Source organism: Spiroplasma endosymbiont of Dioctria linearis (assembly GCF_964030865.1).
In the GTDB taxonomy this organism is placed as follows: domain Bacteria; phylum Bacillota_I; class Bacilli_A; order Mycoplasmatales; family Mycoplasmataceae; genus Spiroplasma_A.
Window position 1 is genome coordinate 438,352 of the sequence record NZ_OZ034984.1, and the last position, 19,181, is coordinate 457,532.

At 22.9% G+C, this 19,181-nt stretch carries 19 protein-coding genes; 3 read left to right on the plus strand and 16 right to left on the minus strand.

Features of this window, described 5'->3' with window-relative positions; translation table 4 throughout:
* Positions 1-6: 6 nt before the first annotated feature.
* The 8 genes from xseB to AAHM84_RS01855 all read right to left on the minus strand — a co-directional run bounded on the left by xseB (position 7) and on the right by AAHM84_RS01855 (position 7,147).
* Complete coding sequence (xseB, locus tag AAHM84_RS01820) at positions 7-210, minus strand: exodeoxyribonuclease VII small subunit (RefSeq protein WP_339030956.1); 204 nt, start codon at positions 208-210, stop codon at positions 7-9.
* Between the two features lies 1 nt (position 211).
* The gene (gene xseA / locus AAHM84_RS01825; protein ID WP_342259209.1) at positions 212-1,480 is read right to left on the minus strand and encodes an exodeoxyribonuclease VII large subunit; all 1,269 of its coding nucleotides are present in this window, start codon (positions 1,478-1,480) and stop codon (positions 212-214) included.
* A 38-nt stretch (positions 1,481-1,518) separates the two neighbouring features.
* Positions 1,519-3,000: a hypothetical protein gene (locus tag AAHM84_RS01830; protein WP_342259210.1), complete on the minus strand. Its 1,482-nt coding sequence runs from the start codon at positions 2,998-3,000 to the stop codon at positions 1,519-1,521.
* Between the two features lie 12 nt (positions 3,001-3,012).
* A complete protein-coding gene (locus tag AAHM84_RS01835; protein ID WP_342259211.1) occupies positions 3,013-3,414 on the minus strand; it encodes a transcription antitermination protein NusB in 402 nt (133 codons plus the stop codon).
* 22 nt (positions 3,415-3,436) lie between these two features.
* Complete coding sequence (locus tag AAHM84_RS01840; RefSeq protein ID WP_342259212.1) at positions 3,437-4,435, minus strand: lipoprotein; 999 nt, start codon at positions 4,433-4,435, stop codon at positions 3,437-3,439.
* A 509-nt stretch (positions 4,436-4,944) separates the two neighbouring features.
* Complete coding sequence (locus tag AAHM84_RS01845) at positions 4,945-5,850, minus strand: deoxyribonuclease IV (RefSeq protein WP_342259213.1); 906 nt, start codon at positions 5,848-5,850, stop codon at positions 4,945-4,947.
* Between the two features lie 138 nt (positions 5,851-5,988).
* A complete protein-coding gene (locus AAHM84_RS01850; protein WP_342259214.1) occupies positions 5,989-6,885 on the minus strand; it encodes a riboflavin kinase in 897 nt (298 codons plus the stop codon).
* A complete protein-coding gene (locus AAHM84_RS01855) occupies positions 6,875-7,147 on the minus strand; it encodes a hypothetical protein (protein ID WP_342259215.1) in 273 nt (90 codons plus the stop codon). Before AAHM84_RS01855 ends, AAHM84_RS01850 begins: the two co-directional genes overlap by 11 nt.
* A 221-nt stretch (positions 7,148-7,368) precedes the next feature.
* Here AAHM84_RS01855 and AAHM84_RS01860 point away from each other — a divergent pair, with 221 nt between their 5' ends.
* Positions 7,369-8,130 carry a hypothetical protein gene (locus tag AAHM84_RS01860; RefSeq protein ID WP_342259216.1) on the plus strand — a complete coding sequence of 254 codons (762 nt, stop codon included), beginning with the start codon at positions 7,369-7,371 and terminating at the stop codon, positions 8,128-8,130.
* Between the two features lie 7 nt (positions 8,131-8,137).
* On the opposite strand, the gene AAHM84_RS01865 is transcribed toward AAHM84_RS01860, so the two are convergent.
* The 4 genes from AAHM84_RS01865 to AAHM84_RS01880 form a co-directional block, all read right to left on the minus strand.
* Positions 8,138-10,783 (minus strand): hypothetical protein, encoded by a 2,646-nt coding sequence (locus AAHM84_RS01865; protein WP_342259217.1) that lies wholly within the window; start codon positions 10,781-10,783, stop codon positions 8,138-8,140.
* A gap of 433 nt (positions 10,784-11,216) precedes the next feature.
* Positions 11,217-11,966, minus strand: coding sequence for a polysaccharide deacetylase family protein (locus AAHM84_RS01870; protein ID WP_342259218.1), 750 nt, complete (start codon positions 11,964-11,966; stop codon positions 11,217-11,219).
* Between the two features lie 92 nt (positions 11,967-12,058).
* Complete coding sequence (locus AAHM84_RS01875; RefSeq protein ID WP_342259219.1) at positions 12,059-13,771, minus strand: PTS transporter subunit EIIB; 1,713 nt, start codon at positions 13,769-13,771, stop codon at positions 12,059-12,061.
* Positions 13,772-13,776: 5 nt separating this feature from the next.
* Positions 13,777-15,015: a glycoside hydrolase family 1 protein gene (locus tag AAHM84_RS01880; protein ID WP_342259363.1), complete on the minus strand. Its 1,239-nt coding sequence runs from the start codon at positions 15,013-15,015 to the stop codon at positions 13,777-13,779.
* Between the two features lie 244 nt (positions 15,016-15,259).
* On the opposite strand from AAHM84_RS01880, the gene AAHM84_RS01885 reads away from it, so the two are divergent.
* Entirely contained in the window at positions 15,260-16,012 is a 753-nt protein-coding gene (locus AAHM84_RS01885; RefSeq protein ID WP_342259220.1) for a hypothetical protein, read from the plus strand.
* A 5-nt stretch (positions 16,013-16,017) separates the two neighbouring features.
* On the opposite strand, the gene AAHM84_RS01890 is transcribed toward AAHM84_RS01885, so the two are convergent.
* Both AAHM84_RS01890 and AAHM84_RS01895 read right to left on the minus strand, forming a co-directional pair.
* Positions 16,018-16,329, minus strand: a complete 312-nt coding sequence (locus AAHM84_RS01890) for a hypothetical protein (RefSeq protein ID WP_342259221.1) — start codon at positions 16,327-16,329, stop codon at positions 16,018-16,020.
* An 11-nt stretch (positions 16,330-16,340) separates the two neighbouring features.
* Positions 16,341-17,024 (minus strand): hypothetical protein, encoded by a 684-nt coding sequence (locus tag AAHM84_RS01895; protein ID WP_342259222.1) that lies wholly within the window; start codon positions 17,022-17,024, stop codon positions 16,341-16,343.
* A gap of 135 nt (positions 17,025-17,159) precedes the next feature.
* Between AAHM84_RS01895 and plsY the strand changes: the two genes are divergently transcribed.
* Positions 17,160-18,032: a glycerol-3-phosphate 1-O-acyltransferase PlsY gene (gene plsY / locus AAHM84_RS01900; RefSeq protein ID WP_342259223.1), complete on the plus strand. Its 873-nt coding sequence runs from the start codon at positions 17,160-17,162 to the stop codon at positions 18,030-18,032.
* A gap of 58 nt (positions 18,033-18,090) precedes the next feature.
* On the opposite strand, the gene AAHM84_RS01905 is transcribed toward plsY, so the two are convergent.
* Both AAHM84_RS01905 and AAHM84_RS01910 read right to left on the minus strand, forming a co-directional pair.
* Positions 18,091-18,768 (minus strand): MBL fold metallo-hydrolase, encoded by a 678-nt coding sequence (locus AAHM84_RS01905; RefSeq protein ID WP_342259224.1) that lies wholly within the window; start codon positions 18,766-18,768, stop codon positions 18,091-18,093.
* Positions 18,769-18,905: 137 nt separating this feature from the next.
* The gene (locus AAHM84_RS01910) at positions 18,906-19,130 is read right to left on the minus strand and encodes a YneF family protein (RefSeq protein ID WP_053946172.1); all 225 of its coding nucleotides are present in this window, start codon (positions 19,128-19,130) and stop codon (positions 18,906-18,908) included.
* Positions 19,131-19,181 lie beyond the last annotated feature (51 nt).

Below are 19,181 nucleotides of genomic sequence, written 5' to 3' on the forward strand. Positions count from 1 at the left end.
AGATTTTTAAAAATTTGTTACATCATTATTATCTAAAACTTTTTTAACTTCACCCTCAAGAAAAGTTAATTGTTCTTTAGCTTCTTTTATCATATCAGTTCCTTTTTTAAATAACTCAATGGAATTTTCCATTGAAGTATTTGAATCATTTAATTTATCTGATATATTTTTTATTTCATCTAATAGTTCATTAAAATTTTTTTTATTCATATTATTTACTTCCTTCTTCTAATTTAAACTTAACAGTACCATCTTTTAATACTGCATTTATAATTTTATTTTTTGATACTTCTTTAATTGATCTAATAACTTTATTATCTTGTTTTAAAATTGAATAACCCTTTGATAAAGGTAAGTATGGACTTTGTAATTCAATTTTTTCTTCATAAGTTTTTAGTTCTATAATATTTTTTTCTAATTTATTAATTAAACTTCTTTTTCAAGTTGAAATATTATTTTCAAAAGTTGTATTTATAAATTTTAATTTATTAATAATAATTGAATTAAAATTTATAGAAGTATTTTTAAAATTATTAATCATTTGATTAAATTTATTTTTAATACTTAAATTTAATTTTGAAGATAAATTATCAACCTCTATAATTATCTTTTCAATTTTAGTTTTTAATACTTTACCAAATTCATTTGTTTTTGTAGATAAAGCTTGTAATACACTATCTTTATCAGGAGTTGCTTTTTCTCCAGCTGCAGTTGGTGTTGAAGCTCTAAAGTCAGAAACATAATCTGTTAAAGTTATATCAGGTTCATGTCCAACACCACTAATTATTGGTATTTGACTTTCTCTAATTGCTTCAAGAACTTCCATTTCATTAAAAGATCAAAGGTCTTCATAACTTCCTCCACCTCTTCCAACTATTAAGGTATCAATTTTTATTTCAAATTTATTTGCTTGTCTTATTTTTTTAGCAATATCTTTTGCTGCTCCATCACCTTGAACTAAAGATGGAAATAAAAATATATTTACTGGTGGATACCTTCTTTTAATAGTGGTAATTAAATCTTTAACTGCATCACCTGTTGCAGCAGTTACTATACCAATGTTCTTTGGAAATTTAGTAATTGGTTTTTTAAATTCATCAAGAAATCAACCTTGCTCTTTTAATTCCTTATATCTTTTATCGTATAGAAGAGCAAGTTCTCCAACTCCATCTACTCGAACATCATAAACAACAAAAGTTATTTTTCCTGTTGGTTTATAGTATGATAAAGAACCTCTTGCAATAATTTCGGTTCCCTCTCTAATATTTAAATTTGTAAAAATACTTGCATTAGTCTTTCAAATTGCACAATCAATTTTTGCTTGACTATCTTTAAGCGAAAAATAAATATGTCCAGTCTTATTAAGAGTTAAATTAGCAACTTCACCTTTTACATTTACATTTTTAAAAGTATTTGAATCTTCAAGATATTCTTTTAACATATCTGTGAAGTCAGTAATTTTAAAGATCATTTCTGTCATTTTAGCACCTCTTAAATATTATCTGCTTTTTTATTTTTTTAATTCATTTCTTCAAGACATTTTTTTGTTTTTAAATATAAAACTTCATAATTTACTAAATCTTGTTTTAATATTTTTTTATTTTTTAAATAAAAAACTAAATCATCATATTTATTATCAATAAAATTTGATAAATCTCATATATTTTTTTTATTAACTGATTCTTTAAAACTTAGATATTTATCTTGATCGTAATTATCAGTTAATAATTCTATTTCATCTTTACTTTCTTCATATAATTTTATAAAGTTTTTAAATCTAAGTATTTTTTCATTTGAAATAGTTTGCTCGACTTCATTATTAATTTCTTCTTTGTTTTCTATTTGAGTTAAGATATCATCTTGTGGTTCAAAAATATTATCGTTTGATAAATCCGCTAAATTTTCATGATCATTAAAAGTAACTGTTTTTTCTAAGTCTTGTTCTTCTTCTGGTTCTAAAGAAGTATTTACTTTGTCTAATTCAATCTTTTCTTCTTTTTTATCATTATTTTCTAAAATTTTATTTCAATATCAATTTAAAGTATCTGACGTTTTAGAATTATCTGTTGTTAATTCTATTTCTGGTTTTCTTTTTTGATTTTTAGATAAATATTTTATAAGCTCATTAAAATTTTTAAAGTTTCTTAAAGATAGTGGTTTTAATAAACTAAAGAAATTATTTTTATCCACTGTGAAAATAGGTCCATCATCTTTAATAAAGTTTGCAAAAAACTTTAAATCATTTACTAAAGTAGTTTTATAATCTTCTTTTACTTCAACATTGTTGAAAAAAACATAAATTGTATCTTCTGCTATTACTTCAGATAACTTTTCCATTTTATTTTCATATCTTAATTCATCGTAATTAAACGGTGTATAAAGAAATTTATCTAAACTATTTACAATATTTTTTGCTAAAAATTGATTTCACTCATTTTTATAACTTATTTTAGTTCCACTAAAAATATTATTAGAAACAATATTAAATAATTCTTTGTCATAAACTTTTAGTAATTTTATTAATTGATCTTGATAATGAGAGATTTTTCTATCTAACTTTGCATACTTTAAGAAGTGTTGATTATTATATCAATCTAAATTTCTAATTGTTACATTTACATTTAAATCATCTGTAAGTTTGTGAATTAAATTTTGAATATCTAAATCTTTTTTTGATACTTTAGATGCAGTTATGAAAACAACATTTTCAAAATGTTGTTTTGAAAATTTTCTCTTTGATTTTTTTAAATAATCTTTTATTAATAAATAATTTTTTGAATTAAAAATTTTAGATTCAAAACTTTGTAAATAACAATAAGTTGAAAGTTCACAAAAAGCTTTTGTTAAAAAATTTTCTTTAACTTCATCGTAAGAACTTATTTTTTGTTTAAAAATATAATTTTTAAACTCCTTATAAATTAAAAGTTTAATTTCTTTTGCCATCAAAATTAGATGATCATTTAAATCATTTTTGAAATTTGTGAAATTTGTAACGCTCATATTTTTACCCTCTTATTTTATATTATCTAAAAGACCATTTACAAATGCTGTTTCAAAACTTGGTAAATATTGTCTTGTTAATTCTATACTTTCATTTATAATTATTGCCTTTGGAGTTATTTCTTTTTTTATTTCATAAACTGCATTAATTAAAATTGCTTGAATAATTTTAGGCAATCTAGTTCAGTTTCATAACTCAGGCAATAATGATGAAATTATTTTTTTGTATTCAAGCGTGTTTTCAAGCATATCAAAGATATAATTATTTAATTCCTCATCTAAACTATCTAATTGAAAACCATCTAAAACTTCTTGTTTTATTTTATTTATATCTTCTTCTAATAAAAAAAGTCTATATAAAATTTGAATTGCATTTTTTCTTCTTTTTTTTAATATGGTAATTGTTTTTTCCATTTTCTTTTTTTATCTTTCTTTATTATTCTTTTAAAACAAAAGTCTTATTTTCTAATCCTAATCAATTATAATCATCATCTGTAGTTTTTCATTCTTTACCAGATTTAAATTCATTTATTAGTTCTATAAAGCCATTTAATAAATTAGGTTTTGTAGTTTCTTTAATTGCTATTAAATCTTTATATAATTTTTCTTCAGGTGATAGAACTTTTCATTCCTTATTTTCTTTGCCAGGATAATGTGGATTCTCAACATTAATTCATTCTAAACTATTTGATAAATCAAATTTATTTTCAGAAACTTCTTTAATTGCTTTTAAAATACCTTTTATAAATTTTATTGTAACATTTTTATTTTCCTTAAAAAAAGTCAATTCAAGTTCAGGTTTATTTTTATCAATTAAATTAGACAAATCATTAAAAAAATATTTTTCAATTTTAATTGTATTTTCAATATCTCCAAAAATACCATTTGAATCCTCAGTTTTATAAACTCCATCAGTCATTTCTGGAATATTTGTAAATTTTAATTCTAAGTATTTTTTATTAAATTCTGTTTCGGTTCCATCAGTCTTTTTTTCCCTATACGTAAAATAAACAGGAATTGTCTTATGTTTATTATTATCATTAAAATTTTTCTCTAAATAAGTAATAATATCTTCTGGTTCATTGTCTCCACCTATTGGAAATCCCGTATTACTTTTATAAAACTTAAATTCAATGTTATCTTCTTCAATGTTATTATCACCAATACCAAATTTTTCATTGAATTCTTTTTGATTAGTAAAGTTATTTGCAATTATTTGTTTTATTTCAGTATTAATATTTTCTTTAGTAGTATCTTTTGCTTCAGTAGTATCTTTATTAAAAACAATTGTATTATGAGTTTTTGTTCCTCAAAATTTTTCAATATCTTTGAAGCTTTTAAAAGTATTATCACTTGTTATTTTACAACTAACTATTTGAGTTGCTGGAGTAACAATTATTGATAAGCCAGTTAAAATTGTAAGTAATTTTTTCATTTTTTTCACCTTAATTCACTATTATTTTACATTAATATATTATTAAATAAAGAAGAAATTTAGTGATGAGTGATGATTTTTTAGATGATAATGTCAAAATCAATACTTTATTTCATTTATTAGGCAATAATTAACAACTAGAATTAAAAAATAGATAAATTAATGAATTATGTATAAAAGTATTAACAAATTTTAAAGAAATTTATGCATATTTAAAGATAGTTAGCTTATTTGATAAAGAATGTTTAAAAAGATATAAGTTTAACCTTAATAGATTATTTAATGATTGCCAAATTGATCTAGATGAAATGTAACAATATAGTGAAAATCAATATATTTGAGTCAATTTTTTAACACTAGCTTCAATGTTAATGAAACTAGAAAATAATTATTTTAAAGCAAATTTTTCTAATCAAATTAATGAAAATATTGTGGTTCTAGATAAAGCCTTAAGACTAAGATTAAATTTATTTCATAAATAATAAAAAAACTGCTTAAAAAGCAGTTTTTTACTTAATTTCTTTTTCTTTAAAAGGATTTGTAAATTTATTATTTTTAATCATTTCAATTTCAACCTTGTATGGACTTATTTTTCCATCAATTCAAGGTGTTTCTAAAACAATCGGTATTTCCTTAAATAATGGATTATGAACAATATTTGCAAGTGAATCAAAACCAATATAACCATATCCAATGTTTTCATGACGATCTTTATGATTTGAAATAGGATTTTTACTATCGTTTAAATGAATGGCCATTAGCTTATCTAAACCAACTTTTTCATCAAATTCTTTAACAACTTCATCAAAGTTGTTTTTAACGTCATAACCAGCATCATGCATATGACATGTATCAAAACATACACCAACTTTATCTTTTTGTTCGACTAAATCAAGTACTGTTTTAATTTCTTCAAATGTAATGCAAACTTCTGTTCCTTTTCCTGACATTGTTTCTAAAGCCACTTTTACTGGAGTATTTGGTAGAGCTTTATATACCATATTTAACCCTTTGGCAACATTAGCTAATGCAAGTTCTCTTGGAGCCCCAACAGCTGCACCTGGATGCAATACAACAGTATGTACACCAATTTCTTCCAATCTAATTAATTCTTCTTTTAACAATCTAACTCCCAATTCAAAAGTTTCAGGTTTTACTGTATTTGCTAAATTTATTGTGTATGGCCCATGACAAATAACCTTATTGATATCGATGTTATTATGAATTAGCATTTTTTTAAATTCAACTATATTAAGTTTACTTGTTTCAGTTCTTCTAGTATTTTGTGGAGCTCCTGTAAAAAACATTAAAGTATTTGCCCCATTTTCAATTGATTGTTTTGCACTACCAACCAAATAGTTATTGGCTGCATTCATTCCAACATGACTTCCTAAATAAAATTTTTCTTTTTCCATAGTTTATATTACTCGTTTCTTTCATAATTATTTTAACATAATTCAATTAAAGTGAATATATACATAATAGTTTAGTCTTGTCTTTTATTACTTTAAAAAAATATCAGCTTTTAAATTTAAAAGCTGATATTTTTAATGTTATTTTATATATTTTTTAAATTTAAGTGTATTTTCAACATCTTTTTTTAGTAAATCTTTCAATTCCTCAAAACCATTTACTTTAATATTTTCTCTTAATTTTTCAAGCAAAGTAACTTCAACTTTTCAGCCATAAATTTCTTTGTCAAAATCTATTAAAAATACTTCAAAAACATCTTGATTCATTTCATTTTTTCAATAACATCCAGATCCTAAAAAGTGTTTTTCCAAGCTTTCAATGTAAACATCACAAGCATATACTCCATAACTTAAAGCAATAAATTCTTCTGTTATTAAATTTATTGTAGGAAAACCAATAGTTCTTCCCCTCTTTTTACCTTCACTTACTCTTCCAGTAAATTGATAATTTAAATTATTTATTTTTTCAAATTCTTTAAACTTACTTTCCTTTAATAATTTTAAATTATTTTCAAGATCTTTTGTTTCTTTAGAATCAATTATTATTGCATCTTTCTCCCAAAATTTTTCAATAAATTTTCTAGAAAATTTATTTGCTTCTGGTAAATTAAAGTTTTTAGTTACCATCATTTTATTTATATTTAAAAATCCACTAATATTCTTGTAAAGATCAATATCATTCATAGAGTTAATCATTGGATTTAATTGATAAAAAACTACATAATCAATTTTATTTGCTTCGGCCTTTTTAATTATATTTTTAGAATTTCAAAGACCATAATTCATTTCTCTACTGCTTAAAACAAAAAGAGTTGTCTTCAATTTTTCTTTTAATGCTATTTTTTTTAATAAATCTATTTGTTCATCTTCTTTTTTACTTCAATTTTCAAAGTCTGCTAACAATCCAACTGATTTATCAAGGTGTAACATAATCATTGTCATATTATTATAAAAAAATGTAATAGTATTAGATTTCATTTTTATCACCATTTCTTAATAATTTATAGTTATTTTCTGCTTTTTCAAAATCAAAATTTGTTAAAATTCTTTTTTTAAACTTAAATGCTTGTTTCATACTTGTAAATGTAAAAATAGTAAAGCATTTTGTACATTTAAAATAACTATCTCTCTTGTCTTCAGCAATATTATCATGAAGACAATCGCTTATTCCTTGATTAAAATATACGTAATCAAGATCAAATTCCAATTCCTCATTTAAGTCAAATATTTTTTTATTCATAAATTATCACCATAATCTATTTTAACATATATGTATTTATTTTAAAATTACTTTTGCTTGATTTATTGTATAAAATAAACTTTTAATTTACTTTATACAATAAATTATTTTTAGATTTATCTAAAATATTAAAAATTATTTTACAATTACTTTTAAAATAATGAATAAAAAAATAAGATATATAATATTTTTGAGTAAAAAGAAATAAGAACAAAGATAAAATGAATGAGCTACTATATAAAAAAATTGAAAAAATAAGTAAAAATTATATTAATGATACTTCTAAAATTATTAGTCAACAAATTTTAAAGGATTTCTGAAATAATAATTTTAGAAAACAAAAACAATTAGCAAAAATTTGTAATGTAAGTGAAGCTACAATTACAAATTTTTCTAAAGCCATTTCACTTTCCGGTTATCGTGAGTTAATTATAATTTTAAAGATGGAATATAAAAATAATTTTATTGATATTAAAACTAATAAAGTAAATCAGATATCAGAATTATTTGTTAATTTTACAAGCTTTACAAAAGATACTGATTTTAAAATAAATTTATTTAAGAAAATTATTTTGAAAAATAATAAAGAAATTATTATAATGTCTTCTTACGAAACATTTTTCTCATCAATATTTTTATCTGATTTATTAAATCAAAAAAATTATAAAGCTACTATTTTTGACTTATCAAAAAGTCAAAATAATTTAAATCAATCTCATTATTTTGAATATTCTTATATTTTTATTTTTACTGGTGATGATGCACAAGGTCTTTATAATGCCTATGAGTTCTTAAAAAATAAAATAGATAAAAATAATATTTTTATCTTATATACATATTTGTGAGAAAAAAACTTTGAACTTATTGATAACAAATTATTTTTGGATCAAAAATATTATGAATCAAATATTACAGGATTAAATTTTTTTCTTATTAATTTTTTTAAATATTTTTCTACTTTAATTGATTATAAAGTTGATTAATATTTTATTAAATTAATCTTGCTTTAACTTCAATTTTAACAATTTCTCTTGCATTATCAGCATTTACTTTAATAATTGCATCTCCTATTAGTAGAGCTTTAATTGAAATAGTATCTCCTTTAGCAGTAACTGTTATTAAACCTGAGGAACTATTTTCAACTGTGGGATTTTCTAAATCATTATAATTTAAAATTTTAATTTTTGTTAGAGCACTACCTACTCTAATTTTTACTTTTGTTTTATTTACTTTAATATCTATTAATTTTTTTGTAATTTTAATATTAACCTCTATTGGATTTCTTGCATTATCAGCATTAACAATTATTTTTGTTTCACCTTCTGCAAGACCTTCAATTACAATATTACTATTTTCATGAGTTACTGCAATTATATTTGGGTTATTACTTGTAACTGTAACATTAATTAAACTTTCAAAATTTTCTATTTTTATTAAAGCTTCATTCTCTGCTTCGATACTAATATTTGTATTATCTAATTCAATATTTATTAATTTTTTTGTAACTGTAACATTTATTTCTACAGAATCTTTTGCATTATCAGCATTAACAATTATTTTTGTTTCACCTTCATTAAGACCTGTTACTTTAATAGTTTCATTTTCAATCACTACTTCAGCAGTTTTTAAATCTTTAGACTGAACAGTTACATTGTTTAGACTTTCAAAATTTTTTATTTTGATTGAAGAATTTGTTTCTCCTGATTCTAAAGTAGTATTATTATTTGATAACTCAATGTTAAATAATTTTTTTGTAACTACAACATTTATTTCAATTGGCATTATTGCATTGTCAGCATTAACAATTATTTTTGTTTCACCTTCACTAATACCTGTTATCTTAATAATATTTTTCTCTAATATTAACAATGTAATATTTGAATCTTTTACTTCAGCTTTAACATTTTGTAAATCGTTATAATTTTTTATTGTTATTAAATCACTGTTATCAACTTCTATGCTAGTAGTATTATTTGATAACTCAATGTTAAATAATTTTTTTGTAACACTTACATTTATTTCAACTGTATTTTTTGCATTGTCAGCATTAACAATTATTTTTGTTTCACCTTCTGTAAGTCCTGTTATCTTAATAATTTCATTTTCAATTATTACATTAATAATTTTCTCATTATTTGCTTTAACAGAAATGTTATTTAAACTTTGATAATTTTTTATTACTATACTTGAATTAGTTTGTTGAGCTTCAACACTAACTTTATTATCTGATAAATCAATATCAAATAATTGTTTATTAACAGTTACGCTTATTTCGGCAGCACTTTTGGCATTGTCAGAATCAACAATTATTTTTGTTTCACCTTCACTAACACCTGTTATTTTAATAGTTTCATTTTCAATTACTACTTCAGCAACACTTATATTTTTAGATTGAACTTTAACATTATCTAAACTTTGATAATTTTTTATTTTTATTGAAGAGTTTGTTTCATTTGCTTCAACACTAACTTTATTATTTGATAAACCAATATCCAATAATTGTTTATTAACAGTTACGCTTATTTCGGCAGCATTTTTGGCATTGTCAGCATCAACAATTATTTTTGTTTCACCTTCACTAACACCTGTTATTTTAATAGTTTCATTTTCAATTACTACTTCAGCAACACTTATATTTTTAGATTGAACTTTAACATTATCTAAACTTTGATAATTTTTTATTTTTATTGAGGAGTTTGTTTCATTTGCTTCAATACTAACTTTATTATTTGATAAACCAATATCTAATAATTGTTTATTAACAGTTACGCTTATTTCGGCAGCACTTTTGGCATTGTCAGCATCAACAATTATTTTTGTTTCACCTTCACTAACACCTGTTATTTTAATAGTTTCATTTTCAATTACTACTTCAGCAACACTTATATTTTTAGATTGAACTTTAACATTATTTAAACCTTGATAATTTTTTATTTTTATTGAAGAGTTTGTTTCATTTGCTTCAACACTAACTTTATTATTTGATAAATCAATATCCAATAATTGTTTATTAACAGTTACGTTTATTTCCATTGGACTAACTACATTGTCGGCATCAACAATTACTTTTGTTTCGCCTTGTTCAATAGCAGTTATATGAATTGTTTCATTATCATTAAATACTGTTACAATATTTTTATCTGCTGATTCTACATAAACATTATTTAATGCTAAGTAATTTTCAATTATTAATGAGGAATTAGTTTGCCCTACCTCAACAATTGCTTTATTATTTGATAATTCAATATTATTTTTTTTGGGTTCCTCTGATTCATTAACTATCGCTTTAAAAGTTCATTTTTTCTCTAAGTTTGAATTTTTTGTTGACCCAACTAAAGTTAAAAAAGTTTCACCAATGCTATTTGCATTTAATTCAAATTTACCATCATCATGTATAACTTTTTCAGTAACATGTGCAACTTCCATATTGCTTGAATACATCTCAAAATTTTTATGATCCTTATTGTATTCTTCTCAATCTTGAATTCAATGTCAATCTTTGTTACCATGATTCATAATAAAATTCTGCTCTTGTACTTTTTTTTCTTTTGTATTTGGCATTGTATACATAATAATTAATAAAATAAGCCCAATGATTAGTAAAATAATTACTAATGGTTTAAAGATTTTTCCCATATTATACCTCTAAATTTTTCTATTTATATTATATTATTTAGAAAAATTAAAGTACTTTAACTTTATTAAAGTACTTTAATTTTATTAATTGGATAATAATATAGTTAATAGAATTTTTTAGAGTAATTTAAATATTTACATTATTTATTTTTTTTAAAATTAAAACCAATTCATACTAAAAAATAAATTATATCTGCAATTATAAAACCAAAATTGACTCCAATATTAACTCCTCACGAAGAAGTTCATATTAAAAAAGTTAAAACATATAGAAGAATAATTCATATAACATTTAATAACGCCATATTAATATATATAATTTTAAATATTTTTTTTGTATCTTTTTTAAAGTAATTTGCAACTGAAAAATATATGAAAAAAATGGAAATAAAGTTTAGAGTAATAAATTGAATAATTTCAAAAGTTGATCACATTAGAAAATTAAACCTCCATAATTCTTATAGTAATGTTCCCCACTACTAAAATTAGCTGTTTTATAATTATTTTCAGCTAAATATAATAATAAATCTGGAAGCCATTCTTTTGCATAATCTCTTGTATGACAAACTAATATTTGTCCAGGTTTGATATTTCTTTTATATTGCTTTAGAATTTTATTTTTTCCACAAATACTTTCATTGTAATCACAACCTAAATAACCTCTAACAAAATAGTCAATTTTCATTTTGCTTTTAATATAATCCATACCTCTATAATATTGAAGATATGGCATTCTTACTGGAATGACACTAATATTTTTTTCTATATTATTCTCTTGATAAATTTTAGCGATCATTTCACTAGTTTGATAAAATTCATTAAAGCCTTCTTTTGTTTTAAACTGATAATTATTATGATTATAGGAATGATTACCCAATGTATGACCTTCCTTAATGATTCTTTTAACAATCATTTTAATTTTTTTATCTGTTCAATATTTTTTATAATTTATTCCTGTTCCAAAAAATGTTGCCTTGGCATCATTTTCTTTTAAAATATCTAATATTGTTTCATCTGCCAAACTAGGGCCATCATCAAAAGTAAGCATAACAATTTTTTCTTTTGTATTTATTCTATTTACTTCATAATTAACTTTTGGAGTTGAGAAATTAAAAATAATACTAAAAAATAGAATTAACAACAAAGAAATATTTACTACTCTTTTTAATTTAAATTTTTTCATATCATTTCATCCTTATAAAAATATTATAAATTAAATCAAAAAAAAAAAAAAAATGTTCTTCTAAATATAAAACATTTTTTTAATTTAAAATTTTATTTATTAGTCCTTTTATTACTTTTTTCAAATAAAATTTGTTGCTTTAAAGTTTTTTTAGATTCTTGTTCTTTTTTGATTATTTCTTTAAATTCAGTTTTAGTTATTAATTTTAATTCATTTAAATCTTCATTATATTCTTCTAACAAAAGATCACGAGTTCTATTTTGAAAGAATCTAATTTTTCCTAATAGTAAAGTTATTATAAAAGTGACAATACAACTAATTGCGATTGAAATTCCCCCTCAAAGAAATCCTCCTCCAATTCAAGTACTCACGCCTGTTGCACTTGGAGCTTTATGTTGAAACATTAACAAACCAAATATTGAATTAGCTCCTTGCAAGGCAAAAGTATTAGAAGCAACCAGAATTAAGCTTCCACAAAATACTCCAATTGAACAAGCAATTAAAGGATATAAGTGCTTTAAATTTACTGTAAATAAAGATGGCTCCGTAATTCCCCCAACAATAGCAGACACTCCATTTGAAACTCCCAACTCTTTTAACTGTCTAATTCTTTTATTCAATATTACAAATGCTATTGTAGCTACGCCTTGAGATACATTTGATAACGTACATAAACCTTGAATAATAGTTGCTCCATAAGCTGATTGCCCTTGCAATATAATTGGAGTTAAAGAATGATGTAAACCTGTTATTACAAGAGGACCATATAGTGCTCCCAAAAGTGGTAAAGCAATATATTTTGCAATTCCATTTGTACTTAATCAATTAACTGAAATAGATAAGTAATTTGTAAATAATAATCCAATTGGAGCCACAATAAATATTGCAAATATAAATGTTACACCTATTATAAGAATTGGACTTAAAATATTTTTAGCAGTAGTGTTTGATATTTTAGATGCTCATCTTTCCATATAAGCTCCAAAAATAGCTACACCAATCATTGGTACCATTAATCCATTGAAGTTTATTTTTCATGGATATACTATACCTTTACCAAATAATGTCCATCCAGGATATTGTGACAAAATAGTTTGTCCTTCTTTAACTTCAACAGCTCCCATTGTTACTAATCCTGGAGCTGTTAATACAACTCCAATAAGTATTCCATAAATTGAACTACATTTCATTGCCTTAAAAACAGTGTAACTAACTGCTACTGTAATAAATAATGAAAAAGTACTAGTTAAAATATTAAGAATACTTGCAAATTGACCAAAGAAATGAACACTATTAGCTAATGAAGTTCCATCTCCATTTCATTCAACTGTCATCAATGATCAAATTGTTAATAATAGTCCATAACCAATTAAGGGATATACTATTGGTGAAAATACTTTACTAATAAAAGAGAGACATTTATTAGTAAACCCTTTTACTCTAAATTTACCTTTAATTTGTTTTATCTCTTCAAGTTGTTTTGTTTTAAAATCCATATCCTTTGAATTAGTTGATTTTAATAATAAAGTTCTACCATCAAGGTCATAACCATTTATTTCACAAAACGTTTCATAAAATTCAGCAACGTCCATACCAATTATAATTTGGTATTCATCACCACCCTTATTTTTTTTGATCCCTGTTACATGTTGATTTAATCCTAATTCTTCTTCATTAATTATATTCCAATCATTTAAATGAAATCTCATTCTTGTCATACAATGAGTAAAATAATTTATATTTTCATAGCCACCTAAGTATTTAAAAATATCTTGAACTGATTGAATATATTTCTTCTTAATCATCTTAATTATCCTTCCTTATTCTCAATTAATTTCTTATATCAAAAAGCCGATTTTTTAAATTTTCTGCTCTGATCTTGTAAATTAACCTCAATTAAGCCATATCTGTTTTTAAATGCATTTCTAAAACTTCAACAGTCTAAGGCAGCTCAAATATGATAACCAAAACAATTTGAACCGTTATCAATTGCTCTTTTAATTTGACTGAGATGGTCTTGTAAAAACTCAATTCGATAATCATCATTTATTATTCCTTGTTCATCTCTAAATCTATCTTCATTTTCAACACCCATACCATTTTCTGCAATATATCAAGCAATATTGTTATATTTTTCTTTAATCTCCATTCCAATTTCATAAAGAGCTTCAGGATATATTTCCCATCCTCTATGAGGATTTATTTTAGCTTCCTTTGGAATATCAATAATAAATTTATCCATAATTCATCTTTCCTTGTGATTACTTTGAACTTTTACTCTACAAGGGAAATAATAATTTATTCCTAGAAAATCTATTTTAGTTTGTTTAATTATTTCTAATTCCTCATTACTATAATTAGGTAAAATTGAATATTGCTTCAAAGTTTTTATTAAAATGGGGTCAATTACACCATTAAACATAATATTTAAAGGTCCCCTATTAACATATGCATCATAAATCTTAGCCCCTTCTTGATCTTCATCAGAATTAGAAAAAGCATAAGTATAATTTCAATTAAAAACCAATCCAATTTGAGCTTTTAATCTATATTTTCTAAAAACTAGTAGCACTTTAGAATGCGCTAAAAATATTCCATATGCTTGCTGTACAGCTTGTTTAGGGTCATCCAAAGCGGGATAATGCTTATCATTTAAATAACCTTCATATACAGGAACTAAGGGCTCATTAAATGTCACATAAGAGTCAACACTATCATGATACTCTTGAAAAATAAATTCACAATATTGAACAAAAGAGTCAATTACTTCTCTTGAAGCTCACCCTCCTTTTTGATGGGCTCAAAGTGGCATATCAAAGTGAAATAAAGTCATAATTATTTTGATGTTATTCTTTTTATATTCATTAATATAATCGTGATAAAACTTAACTGCTTGTAAATCGAGTGTTTTACCGTCTGGAAATAATCTTGCTCAAGAAAATCCCGTTCTTAATGAATCAAAACCAATCTCTTTAAACATTTTGATATCTTCTTTATAATGTCTTGTAATATCACATGTTACATTAGGTCCAACATTATTGTGAAATAACTGAGGGCTTTCTTAATAATATTTATCAAAAGCTAAATCACCAATCCTTGTGATACCTTTTCCCTCAGTTTGCATTGCACTCATTGATGCTCCTATTTCAAACTTTTTTGAAAACTTAATCATTTTTTATTTACCTCCAAATTAATTCTATTGAATAGAATATTTTTTTGCAATAAATTATATTAATGGAGAATTTTTTTGGAAAATCAAAAAAACTTTGTTAATATATATTTAGGAGAGTAATATGTTCAAAAGCATTAAAGAAAAATTGATATTAATAAAAACCAATCTTGAAAATCAAACCCATGTTTCAATTGCTAATTATTTACTTGATTGTATTGAAAATAAAAAAACGCCTAAAATTAATGAATGTTCAAAACAAAGTTTTTGTTCTGAATCTGTCATTACAGCGTTTGCAAAAAAATATGGTTATGATGGTTTTAAGGAACTGGCAATAAGAATTAAAGTTGAAACTGAATATTATAACTGAACAACTTTAACAATTAATAATGAAAATAATAACAACTCCTATCGAAATTTAATCAATAAATCAATTGATTTAATCGATTCACAAGAGAATAAAACAATAGATCTTATTAACTCTATTAAACAAACAAAAAATACTTATGCTATAAGTTGTTACCAACAATTATTTAATACAGAATTGTTTATAAGTGAATTAAATCTATTAGGCTATAATGCTCACTTTAATTATCAAAGAAAATTAAATGAAACTTGAGTTAATAGAGTAACATTTGAAGATACTTTCATAATAGTTGCTTTTGGTTTGGATAATCAATATGTAATTAATTTTTATAATTTACTTAAAAGCAAGACTGACAATATTTTTATTATATGTTCACCATCTCAAGAACATAAATTTGACAAGTATAGTCAAATAATAATTATTGACTATTATGAACGCACCACATTTTTGGAATCAACAAGAAGCTCCTTAATTATGTATCTTATGAGTTTTATAGTTTGTAAACTATAAAAAAATTATTTTGAAGAAGTTTCTTTTAACTTTTCAATTTTGGATTTAATTAATTGAATTTCTAATTCAATATAAATTAAATCCTTTTTTTTATCTTTAATAATATAATAGTTTTTATCATTTTCTTTTCTTCTTTTAAGATGAATTTGATAGAAAAGAAAACCTAATAAAGGAAAGAAAAATCAAAATCACAAATTTTTTTTAACCTTCTTATCAATTTGTCTTTCTTCTTTTAGCAAGTCTTTATACTCTTTTTCAACAATAAGAAGCTTTTCTTCCAACTCCTTTTGATTCATTTTGTCATATTTATTAAACATATTTTTTTCCTTTAAACAGCAATAATCTGCTTTAATATTTCATTTACTAAATGATTTAATGATTGAAATATTATTTTTACTTCATTTGTATGAGCTAAAAACTGCTGTTTTTCACTTTCTAAACCAACTACTTCTAAACTAGAATAAATATTTTTTGTATCTTGTAAGAATAAAACCAATTTTTCGCAATTTTGTAATTTTTCTTGAAAATTATTTGAGTTATTAATATTTTTAATTAGCAAACAAATATCTTGTGCAAATTTTTTATTTCAGTTATCAATATTAAACTCTTCAATAATTTCTTGATAACTTTTATTATAAAGATCTATTTGATCATTAAAAAATTTACTAATATAATTTAAAAAAAATTCACCAGGATCTTTTTCTTCTATTTTTTCAAAATTATTACAATAGTTTCTTCACTCTAATTCAGTTTTATAAAAGTAGTGATATCTTTGCAAAATTAAAGTTAGCATCAAACTTAATTCAATTGGTTCATTATTAATGTTTTTTTCAAAAAAATTATTAATTCCTTCAAATAAAGTTTTACATTCATCTGTTTGACCTAAAAAAATGAGTTCATTTTTTTGTTCTTTATTTAAATTAAATTCTTTCTTATTTAAAAGACCATATAAATCCTTTTTATATAAACTAAAAATAATATTTTTTAAATTTATTTTATCATTTAATTTCATTCTTAATAAACCCTCCTATTTTAGAAAATAATTTTTAGGACTATTTTATTATTCTAAACTATTTTATTGCATATTACTATAAGTTTATAGTAAGATAAATTATGATTATTAGATATTTTACAAGGAGCATGGAACATGACTTTAGGAATTATTTTAGGAACTTTTATAACTTCCATTTTCGCATATCTCTTAGGAAGTTTTTCTTTTTCAATTGCTATTGTAAAATGAAAAACCAATAAGGATGTTAGAGAACAAGGAAGCAAAAATGCAGGTGCAACTAACGCAAGTCGTATGATTGGTAAAAAATGAGGTGTTGTAATTATGCTACTAGACTCCTTTAAAATATTTTTAGCAGTCCTTCTTGCATTTTTAATTAGCTTAATACCAACTGGTACAACTGAAATTTTTAAAAATACAATTTTAATTATTCCAGGTTTCTTTGCTTTAGTTGGGCATTGTTGACCAGTTTACTACAAATTCAAAGGTGGTAAAGCTGTAAGTTGCTTTTTAGGTTTAATGTTAGTTGCTAATTTTCTTGTAGGTTTAATATTCTTTACAATATGATTAATTTTAGTATTAGTTTCAAAAAAAGTAAGTATTGGTTCTATTTTTGCAACAATTTTAGCTGCAGCATTAATGTGAATTCCTCAACTTTCTGGATTAAATTATTTTTCAATTAATGGTAATGACTTTGAAAATGCATTTCCATTTGTTTGATATAATAGATTTCACTTAGTTAATGGCTCACCAATGGATAGTTTCTTAGTAATAAACTTAGTTGTAACTTTTGCAGCGCTTATTCTATTGGCAAGACATTATCAAAATATTATTAGACTAATTAAAGGTACTGAGCCTGCATTTTTGGGAAAAAAGAAAATTAAGTCAAATAAAAATGGCATTGAAGTAAATGAATTAGATAAAAAGAATGAAAATACAAAAAAAATTATTATAAATGAATCTAATTCCAAGGAAAAAAAACAGATTAAAAATTCAAAAAATAAAAAATAAAAAATGTACTTAATGATAATTTAATTATCATAGCTGTACATTTTTTTATTAATAAAAACTATTTTGATATATATTTTCTTAAAAGTTTGGCATCTTTATCTTCTAAAATATTATTTATTTTAAAACCATAATCATAATGACCAGTAAAAACTTTAAAATCTTTATTAAAATTACTTATTAATCAGTTAAAAGTCTCTAAAATTAACTTTTCATTTTCATTATTTAGTTGCAATAATCCATCAACTAAATAAGTTTCATCTTTAAGAATGAAATCACCTGTAAATAATAATTTTTCTTGTGGTACTGAAATAATTAAAGAACCTTCTGTATGACAATTCTTTTTAAATATTTCAATATCATATCCATTTAAATTAACTTTTCCATCTTGTGATATTACTTTTAAATTTTTTATAGGTTCTAATATACATTTATTAACACCTTCAAAATAATTACTCATATTTTTTATTGGGTCAAAAAGATTTAATAGATCCTCTTTTCCAATAAAAACATTAGGATTATTTTGACTTTTTGAGATTTCATTTATTCCATAAAAATGGGGAAAATGACCATGTGTTATAAAAATATCTGTTATTTGAATATTATTGTTATCCACAAATTTTATTATATCTTTATAAGATTCATACGCTGTATCAAATAATACACCCTTTTTTTCTTCATTGTGTAATAAAAATGCATTTACCCTTTTAAATTTTTTACAAGTAAAAACTTGTATCATTTTTTGTCCACCGTTCTAATATTTTATAATTGATATTCTGTACTTCATACGGAATTAAATTCCTAATTAATTATATAATATTTTTTTAGTAAAAAAAAAAAAAAAATGTTTATTAAAAAACACTTTTAATAAACTTTCTACTTTCCTCTTTTAACAGCATTCATAGTTTTTTTAATATCACTTTCAGTTGGTTTTCTTCCCATACTTCTGTACATAGCTCTAATTTGATTTTCATTAATTGGTGGATTTTCTCTTAATTGTTTTTGAATAACTTTTCTTGTTATTATAAAACCAATTATTCCCCCAACAATAGCAGTAGCTATTGCTATTAATAATGCACCTCATCATACTATAGTTCCCATTATATTTAAATCCTCCTTGATTAATAATTCTTTTTTAATATTAACATAATT